Genomic DNA, 16698 nt, shown 5'->3' with positions numbered 1-16698 from the left:
CCCCGCATAGATGTATCGGGGGGGAAGACGATGAGAATGATCGCGGCAATATTGCTGGCGGGCTCGCTGATCGGATCGGCGGCGGCGCAATTGCCCGGCGCGTCCTTGCCGTCTTACCGTGACACTGGGAAGTCCGCGCCGGCGCGCGCCGCCGATCTGGTCGCGCGCATGACGCTGGAGGAGAAGGCATCGCAATTGGTCAACGATGCCACCGCCATTCCCCGGCTTGGCATTCGCGAATATAATTGGTGGAACGAAGGCTTGCACGGGGTCGCCGCCGCCGGCCATGCGACGGTCTTCCCGCAGGCAATCGGGCTCGCTGCCACCTTCGATGCGCCGCATATCGGGCAGGTCGCATCCCTGATCAGCACCGAATTTCGCGCCAAATATCTCGCCGCGCAGCATCGTTTTGGCGGATCGGACTGGTTTGGCGGGCTGACCGTGTGGTCGCCCAACATCAACATCTTTCGGGATCCGCGCTGGGGGCGGGGGCAGGAAACCTATGGCGAGGATCCCTATCTCACCGCGCGGCTCGGCGTCGCTTTCGTGCGCGGGCTGCAAGGTACCGATGCCGATTATTTCCGCACCATCGCCACGCCCAAGCATTTCGCAGTACATTCGGGGCCCGAGGCGAGCCGCCACCGCGACGATATTCGCCCCAGCGCGCACGATCTGGCCGACACGTATCTGCCCGCGTTTCGCGCGACCGTGATGGAAGCGGGCGCGCAATCGGTGATGTGCGCCTACAATGCCGTGAACGGAATGCCTGCATGCGCCAATCCCGCGCTGCTGACGGACACGCTGCGCGGGGCGTGGAAATTCAACGGCTATGTCGTGTCGGACTGCGAGGCGGTGGCGGACACCTATCTGCCCGACCATCACGGGTTCCGGCGTACGCCCGAACAGGGCGTCGCCGCGGCGTTCGATGCCGGGATGGATCTGATCTGCGGCGGGGCGGTGGAAAGCGAGCATATCGTGCGCGCGGTCAACAGCGGCGTGCTGCGCCAGGCAGTGATCGATCGTTCGCTGGTGCGGTTGTTCACTGCGCGGATCAAGCTCGGCCAGTTCGACGAGGCGGCGACAGTTTTTCCCGGCATTACGGCCAAGGATTACGATACCGCGGCCAACCGCGCGGTGGCGCTCGATACGGCGGAAAGGTCGCTGGTGCTGCTCAAGAATGACGGGCTGTTGCCGCTCAGGGCCGCCCCGCGGCGGATCGCGGTGATCGGCCCCAACGCCGATAGCCAGGCGGCGCTGGTCGGCAATTATAACGGCGATCCGTCGCATCCCGTCACCATCCTCGATGGCCTCAAGCGGCGCTTTCCCGATGCCGCGATAAGCCATGTCGAGGGCTCGGGGCTGATCGATCCGGCGCTGCAGCCGGTGGATGGCAACGATTTGTGCGTCGATGCGGCGTGCCGGCGGCGCGGGGTGACGATCGAGCATTTCGTCGATCGCACGTTCGCCGGGCGGCCGGATACCACGGCGGTCGTGGAGCGCGCCGATCATGCCTGGTCGGGCGCGCTGCAAAGCGGCGCGGTGCGCTTTACCGGCTATCTCACCGCGCGTGAGAATGGCGATCATGTGTTTCGCTATGAAGCCAATGGCGGTTATCGCATTTTCCTCGATGACAAGCCGGTGGTCGACGCCTGGAATGTCGATTGGCGACCGTCGATCGCCGCGGGCAGAGTGCGGCTCGAGGCCGGTCACACCTATCGGTTGCGTGTCGAGGCGTTCCAGCGCGCGACCGAGGGGCGCGAGCGGCTGTTGTGGAGCCCGCCCGCCGATCCCGGCGCTGCGGCCGCCGTGGCGGCGGCGCGCGCTGCCGATCTCACCGTGTTCGTCGCCGGGTTGACCGCGCAGCTCGAAGGCGAGGAGATGCCGATGGCCGTGCCCGGTTTTGCCGGCGGCGATCGCACCAGCCTGGATCTCCCAGCGCCGCAACAGGCACTGCTGGAGCGTGTCCACGCGACCGGCACCCCGCTCGTGCTGGTGCTCGTCAACGGTAGCGCGCTCAGCGTCAATTGGGCCGATGCGCATGTCCCCGCGATCCTTGAAGCCTGGTATCCCGGCGGGCAGGGCGGCGACGCGGTGGCGCGCGTGATCGCCGGGGACGTCAATCCCGCCGGGCGCTTGCCCGTGACATTTTACCGCACCGCCGCGGATCTGCCGCCCTTTACCGATTATGCCATGGCCGCGCGGACCTACCGCTATTTCGATCGCCCCGTGCTGTATCCCTTCGGGCACGGCCTGTCGTACACCCGCTTCGCCTATAGCGGCGGGCACGTGTCGCAGCGGCGCATCCGCGCCGGCGCACCGCTTACCGTCAGCGTGACCGTGACCAACAGCGGAGATCGCGCCGGTGACGAGGTGGTGCAGCTGTATGTCAGCCGCCCGGGACTTCCCGACGCCCCGATCCGCGCGCTTATCGGCTTCGAGCGGGTTCATCTGGCGCCCGGCGAACGCCGGCGCGTGTCCTTCGCGCTCGATGCGCGTGCGCTGAGCACGGTCGACGCCGGCGGCGTCCGCCGGGTGATGCCGGGCAAGGCGGATCTGTGGGTGGGGGGTGGTCAGCCCCTGTCGGGCCGCGACGTGGTCCCGCCGGGTCAGGCGTTGCACGTGGCCATCACCGGAACGGTCACGCTGCCGGAGTGATCGCGGAATGTGGCAATCGCCGAAACGCACCGTTGCTCGGACCCGAGCCAGGGGGTGCCGCGTTACACGCTTCTGATTGAGTTCCCGCAACTTCCGGAAGGCTTCCGCATGGCTATCCCCACCTCGCCCGTATGGTTCATCACCGGTTGCTCGACCGGCTTCGGGCGCGATCTTGCGCGGCTGGTGCTGGATCGCGGCTGGCGCGCGGTGGTCACGGCGCGTGGGCGCGATCGCGTCGCCGATCTGGTCGAGGGCAATGCCAACGCGCTGGCGCTCGATCTGGATGTCACCGATGCGGCGCAGATCGCCGCTGCCGTGGCTGCCGCGCACGACAGATTCGGCCAGATCGACGTGCTCGTCAACAATGCCGGCTATGGCTATCAGGCCACCAGCGAGGAAGGCGACGCGGCCGAGATCCGCGCGCAGTTCGACACCAACGTCTTCGGCCTGTTCGCGCTGACCCGCGCGGTATTGCCGATCATGCGCGCACAGCGCAGCGGCAACATCGTCAATTTCACCTCGCTCGCGGGGTTCGTCGGTCTGCCCGGTTCGGGCTATTATGCCGCGTCGAAGCATGCGGTCGAGGGCTGGTCCGATGCGCTACTCGCCGAAGTCGCGCCGCTCGGCATCGGCGTCACCTGCGTCGAGCCCGGGCCGTTTCGCACCGATTGGGCGGGCCGCTCGCTGCGCCAGACGCCGAGCACGATCGACGACTATGCGGCGACGGCGGCGGCGCGGATGGATGGCACCAAGGCGTATAGCGGCGCGCAACCGGGCGACCCGGTGCGCGCCGGCGAAGCAATCATCGCCGCGGTCGAACGCGCCGTGCCGCCGCGGCATCTGGTGCTGGGCAAATTCGCCTTCGAGACGGTGACGAGCAAGCTGCGCGAACGGCTCGCAGCGATCGAAGCCGATCGGGCGTTGAGCCTGAGCGCCGACTTTCCTGACGCATGATCGCAGCGAAGACCTAACCACGCCATCGCCCATACCGCGCGCGACCAAGGGGCGTGCTGCATCGTGGATCGCGGTGCAGCGCGGCAGTCCATCATGCAACGCAGCACATGATTTGCATCAATTACGTTGTGTCGCCTCAACTGATACGAGTTATCGGTTGGGAGCAAATGGCTTGAATAATTGCACAACCGGCGTAGCCGGACTTGATGAAATCCTTGCTGGCGGCATGGCGCGTGGCCGGTTGTTCCTGCTTGAAGGCAAGCCGGGGGCGGGCAAGACGACGATCGCCACGCAGTTTCTGATGGCGGGTGCCGATGCCGGCGAAAAGGTGTTGTACATCACCTTGTCTGAAACCGAGGAGGAACTGCGCGATGGTGCGGCCTCGCATGGCTGGCAATTCGCGCCCTCGTTCGAAATTTTCGAACTTGTGCCGCCGGAAAGTCTGCTCGACGACGAGCAGCAGCAAAGCCTACTGTATTCCTCCGATCTTGAACTGGGCGAGACCACCAGGCGCATTTTCGACGCGTTCGAGCGGTTCAATCCGACGCGCGTAGTGCTCGATAGCCTGTCCGAAATCCGCCTTCTGGCGCAAAGCTCGCTGCGCTATCGCCGCCAGATACTCGCGCTGAAGCACTATTTTGCGCGGCAGAACGCCACCGTGCTGATGCTCGATGATCTGACCGCCGATATACTCGATAAAGCCGTGCACAGCGTGGCGCATGCGGTGATCCGGCTTGAGGAATTATCGCCTGATTATGGCGCGGAACGGCGCCAGCTGCGCGTGCTTAAATATCGCGGGCGTAAATATCGCGGCGGCTTTCACGATTTCGTTATCGAAACAGGCGGCATCCGCCTGTTCCCCCGGCTGGTGGCGGCCGAACATCACACCAGCTTTGTGCGTGAGACGGTGGTGACGGGCAATGCCGCGCTCGATGAGCTGGTCGGCGGCGGGTTCGAGCGTGGCGCCAGCACGCTGATTCTGGGGCCGGCGGGCACCGGCAAGTCGCTGCTGACCTTGAGCCTGATCAAGGCCGCGGTCGCGCGCGGCGAAAATGCCGCGATGTTTGTGTTCGATGAAGAACTCGGCCTGCTGTTCGATCGCGCCAGAAAGCTTGATATCGATCTGACCGCGATGGTCGATGGCGGTCATCTGGTTATCGAGCAGATCGATGCGGCGGAATTGACGCCGGGCGAGTTTTCACAGCGCGTGCGCGTGTGTGTCGAGAAATATCAGGCCAAGACGATCGTGATCGATAGCCTCAACGGCTATCAGGCGGCAATGCCGGAGGAGCGCGCGTTGATCCTCCACATGCATGAATTGCTGCAATATCTCAATCGTCAGGGCGCGATGACATTCCTGACCGTGGCGCAGCACGGATTGTTTGGCGACATGCATTCGCCGGTCGATGTTACTTATTTGGCGGACACGTTGGTTTTGTTAAGATATTTTGAGGTCGGGGGACGGGTCCGAAGGGCGATTTCGGTCGTTAAGAAGCGCACTGGTCACCATGAGGATACGATCCGCGAGTTCATGATCGGCAGCGACGGCATCACCGTGGGGGCGCCGTTGACTGCCTTCCAGGGCGTGTTGCGGGGCGTGCCCAGTCTGGTGGGCAGTGGCGATCTTTTATTGGATTGAATAAGGCTCGATGAACCGTTGAATCGCACTTTTGCCGAATGGGCCATCGTTCTCGCGCCGCGTGGTCGCGACGCCGCGATCGCGCAAGCCATGCTCCGGGAAGGGGGCCTTGAGGCGAGTGTTGCGCCTGATCTCGCCGCGCTGGTAAGCGCGCTGCGCACCGGCGTGGGCTTTGCCGTGGTTACCGAGGAAGCATTGCGCGGCGCAGATTTGCGCGATCTGGTGGGCTTCGTGGCCGATCAGGCGGGCTGGTCCGATCTGCCCTTCATCGTCTTGACCGAGCGCGGGGGCGGGTTGGAGCGCAATCCGGGGGCGGTGCGCCTGCTCGATACGCTCGGTAACGTCACGTTCCTCGAGCGGCCGTTTCACCCCACCACTTTGCTGTCACTGGCGCGCGCCGCGCGCCGCGCGCGGCGGCGGCAATATGAAGCGCGCAAACGGCTGGAAGATATTCATGAAGGGCAGGAGCGGCTCAAGCTGGCGCTGTCCGCCGGCGGGCTGGGCGCCTGGCGGATCGAATTCGATCCCATCAGCTTGCTCGCGGATGATGAGTGCAAGGCGCATTTCGGGCGACAGCCCGATCAGCCTCTTGCGTACGCTGATCTGCTGGAGAGTATCCATCCCGATGATCGCGCGAGGGTGCGCGCGGTGGCCGATGCGGCAATCGAGCGCGGCGAGGATTATGGCGCCGAATATCGCGTTATCTGGCCCGATGGCACGCTGCATTGGCTGCAGACCAATGGCCGGGTCGAAGTCGATCCGCACGATCGCCCGATCCGCCTGGTCGGCGTATCGCACGAGATCACCGAACGGCGCCAGATCGAGGATCGGCAACGCGCGCTGCTGATGCTCAGCGATCAATTGCGCGAGGCGCCGGACGCCGCCGAAATGTCGTATCGCGCGGCCGAAATCCTCGGCACCACGTTCGACGTCAGCCGCGCCGGTTATGGCACGATCGATCCCGCGCGCGAGACCATCACGGTCGAGCGCGATTGGAACCAGCCGGGGATCAAGAGTTTGGCCGGAACGCTGCAGTTCCGCGATTATGGCTCGTATATCGAAGATCTCAAACGCGGCGAGACGACCGTGATCGCCGACGTCCGGCTCGATCCCCGTACGATTGAAGGTGCGCCGGCGCTCGAGGCGATTTCGGCGCGTTCGTTCGTCAATCTGCCGGTGATCGAAAACGGGGCGTTCGTCGCTCTCCTGTATCTCAATCACCAAGCGTCACGGCACTGGTCGGCGGAAGATCTCGCGTTTATCCGCGACGTGGCCGATCGCACGCGAACCGCAGTGGAGCGGCGCAAGGCCGAGGAAGCATTGGCCACGCTCGCCGAAACGCTGGAACGGCAGGTCGAGGAGCGCACCCGCGAACGCGACCGTACCTGGCAGAACACGCAGGATCTGCTTGCCATCGTCGCGCCTGACGGCGCGTTCATTGCCGTCAACCCCGCCTGGACACGTGTGCTCGGCTGGTCGCCACAGGAGATCGTGGGCCAGCCGTACACGGTGTTCAATCATCCCGAGGAGCAGGCGGAAAGCGAAGCGGCGCACGCCAAGGCGCGGGCCGGGTCGCTGCGACGCTATGAACAGCGTCTGCGTCATAAGGATGGATCGTATCGCTGGGTGTCGTGGGTGGCGACGATGGAAGGCGATCGCATCTATGCCAGCGGCCGCCACATCACCGCAGAGCGCGAGGCGCGCGCGGCGCTCGAACAGACGCAGGATCAGCTGCGTCAGGCACAGAAGATGGAGGCGGTCGGCCAATTGACCGGCGGGCTGGCGCACGATTTCAATAATCTGTTGACCGCCATTTCAGGCAGCCTGGAATTGATCCAGACGCGAATTCTGCAGGGTGAGACGGATCGCGTCGAACGGTACGTCGCCATGGCGCAGCAAGCGGCCAAGCGCGCCGCTGCGCTGACGCACCGGCTGCTGGCTTTTTCGCGTCGGCAGACGCTCGATCCACGGCCGACGGACATCAATCGCCTGATCGCCAGCCTCGATGATCTGCTGCGCCGCTCGGTCGGCCCGCAGATCGACATCGAGATCGTCGGTGCGGGTGGCCTGTGGACGACCTTGATCGACCCCAACCAGCTCGAAAATGCACTACTCAATCTGTGCATCAATGCGCGTGACGCGATGCCCCAGGGGGGGCGGATTACGATCGAGACGGCCAATAAATGGCTCGATGCGATCGCTGCCAAGGAATGCGATCTGCCGCCCGGGCAATATGTTGCGCTCAGCGTCAGCGATACCGGTACGGGGATGGACGGGCAGACCATCGAGCGTGCGTTCGATCCGTTTTACACCACCAAACCGCTCGGCGAGGGGACCGGTCTCGGCCTGTCGATGATTTATGGCTTCGTGCGGCAATCCGGCGGGCAGGTGCGGATCTATTCCGAACTCGGCCAGGGGACGACGATGCGCCTGTATCTGCCCCGCGCGCATGGCGATGCCGAGGCCGAGCCCGTCGTCGAAGCCCGCATCGCGCCACGTGGAGCGCCCTCCGATAAAACCGTGCTGGTGGTCGACGACGAACCGGCAGTGCGGATGCTGGTTACCGATATCCTCGCCGATCTCGGCTATGCCGCGCTCGAAGCGGGCGATGGCCCGGCCGGCCTCGCCATTCTGCAAACCGATGTTACGGTGGATTTGTTGATCACCGATGTCGGGCTTCCCAAAGGGATGAATGGGCGCCAATTCGCCGATGCGGCGCGAATTGGCCGGCCCGGGCTCACCGTGTTGTTCATCACCGGCTATGCCGAAAATGCCGTAGTCGGCAACGGCCATCTTGATCCGGGCATGCATGTGATGACCAAGCCGTTCGGGATGGACGTGCTGGCCGGGCGGATCCGCGACTTGATCGGGGCGTAGCGAGGCGCGCCAGTTGTGGCGGAGTGATCGTGATCCTCGCGCCTTGCTGCGGACCAATGGTCGAGGCACCGCCAGCAGGATTGCAATCGCCTGCGCGGCCCGCGACATAATCTAGATTAATTTCGGAAAGCGGAACCTTTCTCGCGCGTTAACTGCTTTAGCCCGTTGCTGCGGGGGCGGAACGTGAGGCTTGGAATGGAATTCTGGTATATTGATGCGCTCGATTCGGCGCGTGCGGATCGCATGATGCGGGCCAAACAGTATGCGCAGGATTGCGTGCTGCTGGCCGTGGTGACGGCAGAGCCGCTGGCAGCCGAGTTGATCGACAAGGCGATCGGATATCATGCCGAGGCCACTCAAGATCGCGTCATTGCGTCCCCAACCCTGCGCGTTCGGTAACGACCCCGCTGCGGGCCTGTTGCGAAACTAAACGATCGGCCGCTTTTCCAGTTTGCGCGCCAGCGTGCGCCGATGCATGCCCAGCCGCCGCGCGGTTTCGGACACGTTGAAGCCCGTTTCCGCGAGCATTTCGTTGATCCGTTCCCATTCGATCGTCTTGATCGAGGTCGATCGCGCGCTGATCGGCACGTCGGCGTCGCCCAGCGTCATGCCAAACGCGCGTTCGATATCGTCGCTATTGGCGGGCTTGGCCAGATATGAGGTCGCGCCAAGCTTGATCGCCTGCACGGCTGTTGCAATGCTGGCATAGCCGGTCAGCACGATGATCACCGTTTGCGGATCATGCGCGTGCAGCGCCTCGACGCAGGTCAGCCCCGAGGATTGCGCGAGCTTGAGGTCGACCACGGCATAATCCGGCGTGCGCACCGAAAGCAGATCGGGCAGCTCGCCGGGGCCGCTGGCGTGGATCACTTCATAATTGCGGCGTTCGAACGAGCGCTGCAGCGTGCGCGCAAACGCCGCGTCGTCCTCGACGATCAGCAGCAGCGGTTTAGCCATCGTCATCCTCCGCCAGCCGGATCGCCGCCAGCGGCAGCCGCAAGGTGACTTCCGCGCCTTTGGCCAGATTGCGCGCGCCCAGCGTCCCGCCCAACGTGCGCGCGACATTGCCGACGAGGAACAGCCCCAGGCCCCGGCCCAGATCGGGTTTGCTGCTGTTATAGGGTTTGCCCAGATTGGCGAGCTGCTCCGCTGCAAAACCCGGCCCTTCGTCGCGCACGCTGAGCACGAGGGCATCGTTTTCGCGCGCCAGCCGGATGTGGATGGCGGCCGACACTTCGGCGGCATTGTCGAGCAGATTGAACACCGCTTGTTGCAGCACGACGTCCGACGCGATCGGCACGTCGCGGCCGAAATGGTCGGCATAGACGGCATTGGTGAAATCGCGCGCCACGCACCAATCGGCAATCACCCGGTCGAGCAAGGTGCGCACCGTCGTCGCCGCCGATTGCTCGCCACGCGCGTCGCCCGAGGACAGCAGGATCGAGGTGACGATCGCCTTGCAGCGCTGGATCTCGGCCTGCATCTCCTCGACATCGCGGACCAGATCGGGGTTCCGCGCGATCGTCTTGTTGCGCCGCCAATCGCCCAGGATCACCGACAGCGATGACAAAGGCGTGCCCAGTTCGTGGGCGGCGCCAGAGGCGAGCATGCCGATACGCACGATATGCTCCTCCTCCACCGCCTGGCGCCCGATCTCCGCCAGATGCGCGTCCTGCGCCCGCAGATTGCCGTTGATGCGTGTGACGAACATTACCAGCAGCACCGCGACCAGCGCGAAACAAACCCACATGCCCTGGATATGCAGCGCAAACAGATCGCCGGGGATTTCGGGCGGCAGCAGGATCGGGCGATACAGCGCGGTCAGAAAGGCAAAGGCGATGCTCGAGGCCAGCACCAGCAGCCAGCTCGACCATAGATCGAGCAACACCGCGCCGAGCACGACCTGCAACAGGAACAGCGAGACGAACGGATTGGTCGCCCCGCCGCTGAAATAGAGCTGCGCCGACAAGGCGGCGACGTCGAGCAGCATGCCGATGAACAGTTCTGCGTTGGTGATCGCGCGCGCCTGCCGCAACAGCCCGATGCTGGCGATATTGAGCGCCACCAGTGCCGCAAGCACGCCCAGCATGGGCACGAGTGGCAGCCGGATGTCGAACACGAAATGCGTCAGCAGGATCGTCCCCAGCTGCCCCGCCACCGCCAGCCAGCGCAGCTGCACCAGCTGCCGCATATTGTCATGCCCCGCCTCGGCATCGGCGGGACGCCCCGGCAGCGCCCGGATCACGCCGGTCGTCCGCGGCGGCGCACCAGTGTGATCCAGTAATAGAAGCCGGCGGCGGTCATCATCGCCAATACATACCAGGTGATCGCGTATACCAGATGGCTGTTGGGGAATTTCACCACGGTCAGCCCCCCGACCGGCTGGCCGGGCGCGTTGCCTGCGGCATCCGCATCGATGAAATAAGGGGCCGTGTCGGTAAGGCCCTGGCGCGCGGCGATCGCGGCCACGTCGCGCGAATGCCAGCGCTGGGCGACGGGATCGTTGCTGCGCAGGAACCCTCCTTTGGGTTCGGTCAAGCGCAGCAGCCCAGTGATCGTGACACGCTCCGTCGGCACCGGCGCGGCGCGGCGCTCCGCCACGTAACCGCGATTGATGAGGATGGTGCGGGGCGCGCGCTTATCCCCCAAAGCTTCCACCCGCAGCGGCGTCATGACCCACCAGCCTGGCCCCTGCACGGTGGAGGCCTGCACGAAACTGTCTTTGCCTGGCAGGAACCGTCCCGTTGCGCTCACGCGACTATAGGCGTCCTCGGTATCGGCTAGCGCGGGTGCCGGTACCGGCGGCGCCTTCAGCCGCGCATCAACGCGTGCAATCAGATCCAGCTTCCACGCCCGCCGTTGCACCTGCCATGTGCCAAGCGCCAGCAACCCGGCAATGACCGCGATCCACAGCACCGCCAGCGCAACATGGGCAACGGCGCGTATCATCCCATGCCGCCGCCCATATCCTGCATATCCATCGCCGGCATCATGTTGGCATTCATGTGATACATCACCCACAGGGATCCGGCGAGCGAGATGCCCACGATGACGATCGTAAACAGCAATGCCATCATCGACCAGCCACCCTCGGCGCGACGGTTCATGTGCAGGAAGAAGATCATGTGCACCACGATCTGCACCGCCGCAAACGCCATGATGATCAGCGCCGTGGTCTGCGCCGACAGCGGATTGGTCATCACCAGCCAGAACGGGATCGCGGTGAGCACGACGGAAAGCGCAAAGCCGATCCAATAGCCCTTGCGCGAGCCGTGCGCTTCCTCATCGTCGTGCGCATGATCCTGCACGGCGTGTTCGGGGTTGTCGTAACCGTCGCTGACAGCACTCATCGCAGCATTCCCATCAGATAGACGAAGGTGAAGACACCGATCCAGATCACATCGAGAAAGTGCCAGAACAGGCTCAGGCACATCAGCCGGCGGCGATTGGCGGTGATCAGCCCCTTGCGCGCGACCTGCACCATCAATGTCACCAGCCAGATGATCCCGAACGTGACGTGCAGCCCGTGCGTGCCGACCAGCGTGAAGAACGAGGACAGGAAAGCGCTGCGCTGCGGCGTCGCACCCTCGTGGATCAGGTGATAGAATTCATACAGCTCGATGCTGAGGAATGCCGCGCCGAACAATCCGGTGATGCCCAGCCACACGAGCGTCGCGCGCTGCTTGCCCTCGGTCATGTTGAGCATGGCGAAGCCGTACGTGATCGACGACAGCAGCAGCATCGAGGTGTTGAGCGCGACCAGCGGCAGCTCGAACAATTCCTTCGGCCCCGGGCCGCCGGCATAGCTCGTGCCGAGCACGCCATACGTCGCGAACAGCATCGCGAAGATCAGGCAATCGCTCATGAGGTAGATCCAGAAGCCGAGCATCGTGCTCGACCCCTCGGCGTGATGCGGCTCCTCTTCCGGGTGGAATAGGTCGCGATCGAATTCTGCTACCTGGGCGCTCATGCGACCACTCCTGCCAGCGCCGCGGTCCGCGCATCTTCCGTGGCCGTCACTTCGGCCGCGGGGATGTGGTAATCGCGCTTGTAGTTGAAGGTATGGCCGATGGCGACGGCGAGGATGCCGATAAAGCTCAAGCCCGCCAGCCACCACACATACCAGATCATGCCCACGCCAAAGGCCGTGCTGAGCGCGCCCAGAATCACGCCCGTGCCGGTGTTGCTCGGCATGTGGATGTCCTTGTAGCCGCTCACCGGGCGCTGATAGCCACGCGCCTTCATGTCCGCCCAGGCATCGCCGTCATGCACGATCGGCGTGAAGGCGAAATTGTAGTCGGGCGGCGGCGACGAGGTCGCCCATTCCAGCGTGCGCCCGTTCCACGGATCACCCGTCACATCGACCAGCTTCTTGCGATCGCGGATGCTGACCGCGAACTGGATCAGCATGGCAGCAATGCCAAGCGCGATCAGGAACGCGCCGAACGCCGCGATGATGAACCAGATCTGGTAGGACGGGTCCTCAAAGGTGCGCAGCCGACGCGTCACGCCCATCAGGCCAAGCACGTAGAGCGGCACGAAGGCGAAGTAGAAGCCGCTGACCCACAGCCAGAACGAGATTTTGCCCCAGAACTGGTTGAGCGTGAAGCCAAACGCCTTGGGCCACCAGTAGTTGATCGCCGCGAAGGCGCCGAACAGCACGCCGCCGATGATCACGTTGTGGAAATGTGCGATCAGGAAGAGCGAATTGTGCAGCACGAAATCAGCCGGCGGCACGGCGAGCAGCACGCCGGTCATCCCGCCGATCGTGAAGGTGATCATGAACGCCACGGTCCACATCATCGGCAACTCGAAGCGGATGCGCCCGCGATACATCGTGAACAGCCAGTTGAAGATCTTGGCCCCCGTGGGGATTGAGATGATCATCGTGGTGATGCCGAAGAACGAATTGACGCTGGCGCCCGACCCCATGGTGAAGAAATGGTGCAGCCAGACGAGGTAGGCGAGCAGCGTGATAACGCAGGTCGCGTAGACCATCGAGGTATAGCCGAACAACCGCTTGCCCGAGAAAGTCGAGGTCACTTCGCTGAACACGCCGAACATCGGCAGGATCAGGATGTACACCTCCGGGTGGCCCCAGATCCAGATCAGGTTGACGTACATCATCGGGTTGCCGCCCAGCGTGTTCGTGAAGAACGCGGTGTCGGCGTAGCGATCGAGGCTGAGCAGCGCGAGCACCGCGGTCAGCACCGGGAAGGCGGCGACGATCAGGATGTTGGTGCAGAGCGCGGTCCAGCAGAAGATCGGCATCTTCATCATGCTCATGCCGGGCGCGCGCATCTTGACGATCGTGCAGATCAGATTGACGCCCGATAGCAACGTGCCGACGCCGGCGATCTGCAACGACCAGATATAGTAATCGACGCCCACCCCGGGGCTGAAGCCGATGCCCGAGAGCGGCGGCATGGCCAGCCAGCCGGTCTGCGCGAACTCGCCGACGAACAGGCTCATCATCACCATCACCGCGCCCGATGCGGTCATCCAGAAGCTGAAATTGTTGAGGAACGGGAAGGACACGTCGCGCGCGCCGATCTGCAGCGGCACGACATAGTTCATCAGCCCGGTCACGATCGGCATGGCGACGAAGAAGATCATGATCACGCCGTGCGCGGTGAACACCTGATCATAATGGTGCGCGTTGAGATAGCCTTCGTTGTTGAACGCCATGGCCTGTTGCGCGCGCATCATGATCGCATCGGAAAAGCCGCGCAGCAGCATGACGATGCCTAGGATCATGTACATGATGCCGATGCGCTTGTGATCCACCGTGGTGAACCACTCCTTCCACAGATAGGCCCAGAGTTTGAAATAGGTCAGCGCCGCGATCAGCGCGATGCCGCCGATCGCCACGCCAACGAACGTGGCGACCACGATCGGTTCGTGCAGCGGCAGCGATTCCAGCGTGAACCGGCCCAGGATCGGGCTGATGGCGGGGTGGGTGGTGGTCTGCATGATCTGGCCGTTCACAGCGTTGTCGGGTTGGATGGCGAGGCATTGCTGCGCTGCTGCACATCCTTCGGATTCTTGGTCGGCGCTTCGGCGGCGTCGCCGCCGGTCAGCGCTTCCTCGGGCTTGGCGGCGGCCGGGCTGCCCTTGCCTGGCATGTGCTTCATCGCGGCGCTGTCGCCCCGATCATGCTGCATCATATCGGACATGCAGGTCGTGCCGGGGCGCACGCATTGATTGACCACCGCATCGAACAGGCCGGGTGCGACGCGCGCGAAGCGCATCACCGGCGTATTCTCGCTGGGCCTTTCGAGCTGCAGATAATTGCCGCGCGACAAGGGCAGGGCCGCCGCCTTGTTCTTCGCCACCCAGGCGGCGAAGCCGGCATCATCTAGCCCGTGGAAGCGGAAGCGCATGCCCGAGAAGCCCGCACCGCTATAGTTGGAGGAGAATCCGGCATAATTGCCCGGCTTGTTGATCACCGCGTGGAGCTTGGTCTCCATCGACGGCATGGCGTAGATCATCCCTGCCAGATCCGGCACATAGAAGGCGTTCATCACCGATGATGCGGTGATGCGGAAGCGGATCGGGCGATCGACCGGCGCGGCCAGTTCATTGACCGTGGCGATGCCGTATTCGGGATAGATGAACAGCCATTTCCAATCGAGCGCCACGACCTGCACCTCGAGCGTCTTGGTATTGGGCGCGACCGGCCGATCCTTGGCGATGCGCTCGATCGGGCGATACGGATCGAGCAGATGCGTCGCCGTCCAGGTCACCGCGCCAAGGCAGATGATGATCAGCAGCGGCGCCGCCCAGATCAGCAATTCGAGCTGCGTCGAATGGTCCCAATCGGGGGAATAGGTCGCTTCCTCGTTGCTCGCACGATAACGCCACGCGAACAGGCAGACGAGGAAGATCACCGGCAGCACGATGACCAGCATCAGCACGGTGGAGAAGATCACCAGATTGCCCTGCTGCTGCGCAACATCGCCCGCTGGATTGAGCACCACGGTATTGCAGCCCGCAAGCAAGGCAAGCGCGGCCACGGCAGCACCTTTGGCCAGCGCTGCACGTACAAAAGATCCGGGGTGGCGGGGAGGAGTGAGTCGGGTGACAGGCATGATCGCGAATTACTCTTCGATGCTGCAGTGCGACATTGGACATTTTGTCCAATGTGCCGTCCCGTGCGTTATGGTGCATTGAGCCTCATAGTGGCCAACCAACCCGGCACGCAGGATACCGAGATGACCGCCCAGACCGCTTCCCACACTGCAGAACGCGACGCGCGCGCCATCAACGCACGGCACGGCGATGTTGCGCCGAGCGAAATCGCGATCGGCGTGATCATCGGGCGAACATCGGAATTCTTCGACTTCTTCGTTTATGCCATCGCCTCGGTGTTGGTCTTTCCGGCGCTGGTATTCCCTTATGTCGATCGGCTTACCGGCACTTTCTATTCATTCGCCATTTTCGCGCTGGCATTCATTGCGCGACCGATCGGCTCGCTCATCTTCCTGCGCATCGATGAAGTGCTCGGCCGCGGCACCAAGCTGACCATCGCATTGTTTCTGCTGGGCATTTCCACTGTCGCGGTGGCCTTCCTGCCGGGGTACGAAACGATCGGCGCGTGGTCGGCGATCCTGCTCGCGGTATTCCGTATCGGCCAGGGAGTGGCGCTGGGCGGCCAATGGGATGGCCTTGCCTCGCTGCTCGCGCTCAATGCGCCGGAGAACAAGCGCGGCTGGTATGCGATGATCCCGCAATTGGGCGCGCCGCTCGGCCTGATCGTGGCGAGCGCGCTGTTCGCCTTCTTCGTGTCGTCGCTGTCGACCGCCGATTTCCTCGATTGGGGCTGGCGCTATCCGTTCTTCGTCGCCTTCGCGATCAATGTGGTCGCGCTGTTCGCGCGGCTGCGTATGGTGACGACGCCGGATTATATGGCGCTGTTCGAGAGCAAGGAGCTCGAACCATCGCGTGTGACGGATACGCTGCGCAGCGATTGGCGCAACATCGTCATCGGCGCATTCGCTCCGCTGGCCAGCTTCGCGCTGTTCCACATGGTCACGGTGTTTCCGCTGTCCTGGGTGGTGCTGTTCACGCAGGAGGACGCCGCACGCTTCCTGGTCATCGAAATCGTTGGCGGGGTCGTCGGCACGATTGCCGTGGTCGCCTCCGGGCTGATCGCCGATCGCGTCGGGCGGCGCTTCCTGCTTGGCGCGTCGGCGGCCGGCATCGCGGTGTTCAGCGGCTTTGCGCCGCAATTGCTGAACGGCGGCGATCTGGGTGAGATCGTGTTCATGGTCACCGGCTTTGGCCTGCTTGGGCTAGCCTTCGGCCAATCATCGGGCGCGGTGGCAGCCAACTTCGCCAGCGCACGGCGATATACTGGCGCCGCCTTGACCTCTGATCTGGCCTGGCTGGTCGGCGCCGGCTTCGCGCCGCTCGTTGCGTTGGTGCTGGCGAGCGAATTCGGCTTGCTCGCAGCGGGCGCGTATCTGCTATCGGGCGCGCTTGGCACGCTGATCGCGCTCGGCGTGAACAAGGAACTCGGCAAGCGTATTTCGTAAGCGGTGGCCATCCCTCTCCCCACGGGAGAGGGGGCG

The 16698-nt window shown here is 63.9% G+C and carries 13 protein-coding genes; 6 read left to right on the top strand and 7 right to left on the bottom strand.

Features of this window, described 5'->3' with window-relative positions; all coding sequences use genetic code 11:
• Positions 1–30: 30 nt before the first annotated feature.
• The 5 genes from ABC969_RS06065 (at position 31) to ABC969_RS06045 (ending at position 8524) form a co-directional block, all read left to right on the top strand.
• Positions 31–2655 carry a glycoside hydrolase family 3 protein gene (locus ABC969_RS06065; protein ID WP_345863659.1) on the top strand — a complete coding sequence of 875 codons (2625 nt, stop codon included), beginning with the start codon at positions 31–33 and terminating at the stop codon, positions 2653–2655.
• A 108-nt stretch (positions 2656–2763) separates the two neighbouring features.
• Positions 2764–3609: an oxidoreductase gene (locus ABC969_RS06060; protein WP_345863658.1), complete on the top strand. Its 846-nt coding sequence runs from the start codon at positions 2764–2766 to the stop codon at positions 3607–3609.
• A gap of 172 nt (positions 3610–3781) precedes the next feature.
• A complete protein-coding gene (locus ABC969_RS06055) occupies positions 3782–5248 on the top strand; it encodes an ATPase domain-containing protein (protein ID WP_345863657.1) in 1467 nt (488 codons plus the stop codon).
• A gap of 18 nt (positions 5249–5266) precedes the next feature.
• Positions 5267–8125, top strand: coding sequence for a GAF domain-containing hybrid sensor histidine kinase/response regulator (locus ABC969_RS06050; RefSeq protein ID WP_345863656.1), 2859 nt, complete (start codon positions 5267–5269; stop codon positions 8123–8125).
• A gap of 195 nt (positions 8126–8320) precedes the next feature.
• A complete protein-coding gene (locus tag ABC969_RS06045) occupies positions 8321–8524 on the top strand; it encodes a hypothetical protein (protein ID WP_345863655.1) in 204 nt (67 codons plus the stop codon).
• Positions 8525–8551: 27 nt separating this feature from the next.
• Here ABC969_RS06045 and ABC969_RS06040 read toward each other — a convergent pair whose 3' ends face one another.
• From ABC969_RS06040 to cyoA, 7 genes are read right to left on the bottom strand one after another with little or no spacing between them, the layout of a single operon-like run.
• The gene (locus ABC969_RS06040; RefSeq protein WP_380808442.1) at positions 8552–9082 is read right to left on the bottom strand and encodes a response regulator transcription factor; all 531 of its coding nucleotides are present in this window, start codon (positions 9080–9082) and stop codon (positions 8552–8554) included.
• The gene (locus tag ABC969_RS06035; protein WP_345863840.1) at positions 9075–10316 is read right to left on the bottom strand and encodes an ATP-binding protein; all 1242 of its coding nucleotides are present in this window, start codon (positions 10314–10316) and stop codon (positions 9075–9077) included. The genes ABC969_RS06040 and ABC969_RS06035 overlap by 8 nt, the downstream gene beginning before the upstream one ends.
• A gap of 50 nt (positions 10317–10366) precedes the next feature.
• Positions 10367–11074 (bottom strand): SURF1 family protein, encoded by a 708-nt coding sequence (locus tag ABC969_RS06030; protein ID WP_345863651.1) that lies wholly within the window; start codon positions 11072–11074, stop codon positions 10367–10369.
• Positions 11071–11475, bottom strand: coding sequence for a cytochrome o ubiquinol oxidase subunit IV (gene cyoD / locus ABC969_RS06025; RefSeq protein WP_345863649.1), 405 nt, complete (start codon positions 11473–11475; stop codon positions 11071–11073). The genes ABC969_RS06030 and cyoD overlap by 4 nt, the downstream gene beginning before the upstream one ends.
• The gene (gene cyoC, locus ABC969_RS06020) at positions 11472–12095 is read right to left on the bottom strand and encodes a cytochrome o ubiquinol oxidase subunit III (RefSeq protein ID WP_345863647.1); all 624 of its coding nucleotides are present in this window, start codon (positions 12093–12095) and stop codon (positions 11472–11474) included. The genes cyoD and cyoC overlap by 4 nt, the downstream gene beginning before the upstream one ends.
• Positions 12092–14098, bottom strand: coding sequence for a cytochrome o ubiquinol oxidase subunit I (gene cyoB / locus ABC969_RS06015; RefSeq protein ID WP_345863646.1), 2007 nt, complete (start codon positions 14096–14098; stop codon positions 12092–12094). The genes cyoC and cyoB overlap by 4 nt, the downstream gene beginning before the upstream one ends.
• 11 nt (positions 14099–14109) lie before the next feature.
• Positions 14110–15141 carry a ubiquinol oxidase subunit II gene (gene cyoA, locus ABC969_RS06010; protein ID WP_345863645.1) on the bottom strand — a complete coding sequence of 344 codons (1032 nt, stop codon included), beginning with the start codon at positions 15139–15141 and terminating at the stop codon, positions 14110–14112.
• Positions 15142–15339: 198 nt separating this feature from the next.
• Here cyoA and ABC969_RS06005 point away from each other — a divergent pair, with 198 nt between their 5' ends.
• The gene (locus ABC969_RS06005; RefSeq protein ID WP_345863838.1) at positions 15340–16662 is read left to right on the top strand and encodes an MFS transporter; all 1323 of its coding nucleotides are present in this window, start codon (positions 15340–15342) and stop codon (positions 16660–16662) included.
• The last annotated feature ends 36 nt before the right edge of the window (positions 16663–16698 follow it).

Source organism: Sphingomonas qilianensis (assembly GCF_039614825.1).
GTDB classification, from domain to species: domain Bacteria; phylum Pseudomonadota; class Alphaproteobacteria; order Sphingomonadales; family Sphingomonadaceae; genus Sphingomonas; species Sphingomonas qilianensis.
Note: the sequence above shows the minus strand (reverse complement) of the source record. Positions and strands in the feature narration are given on the sequence as shown.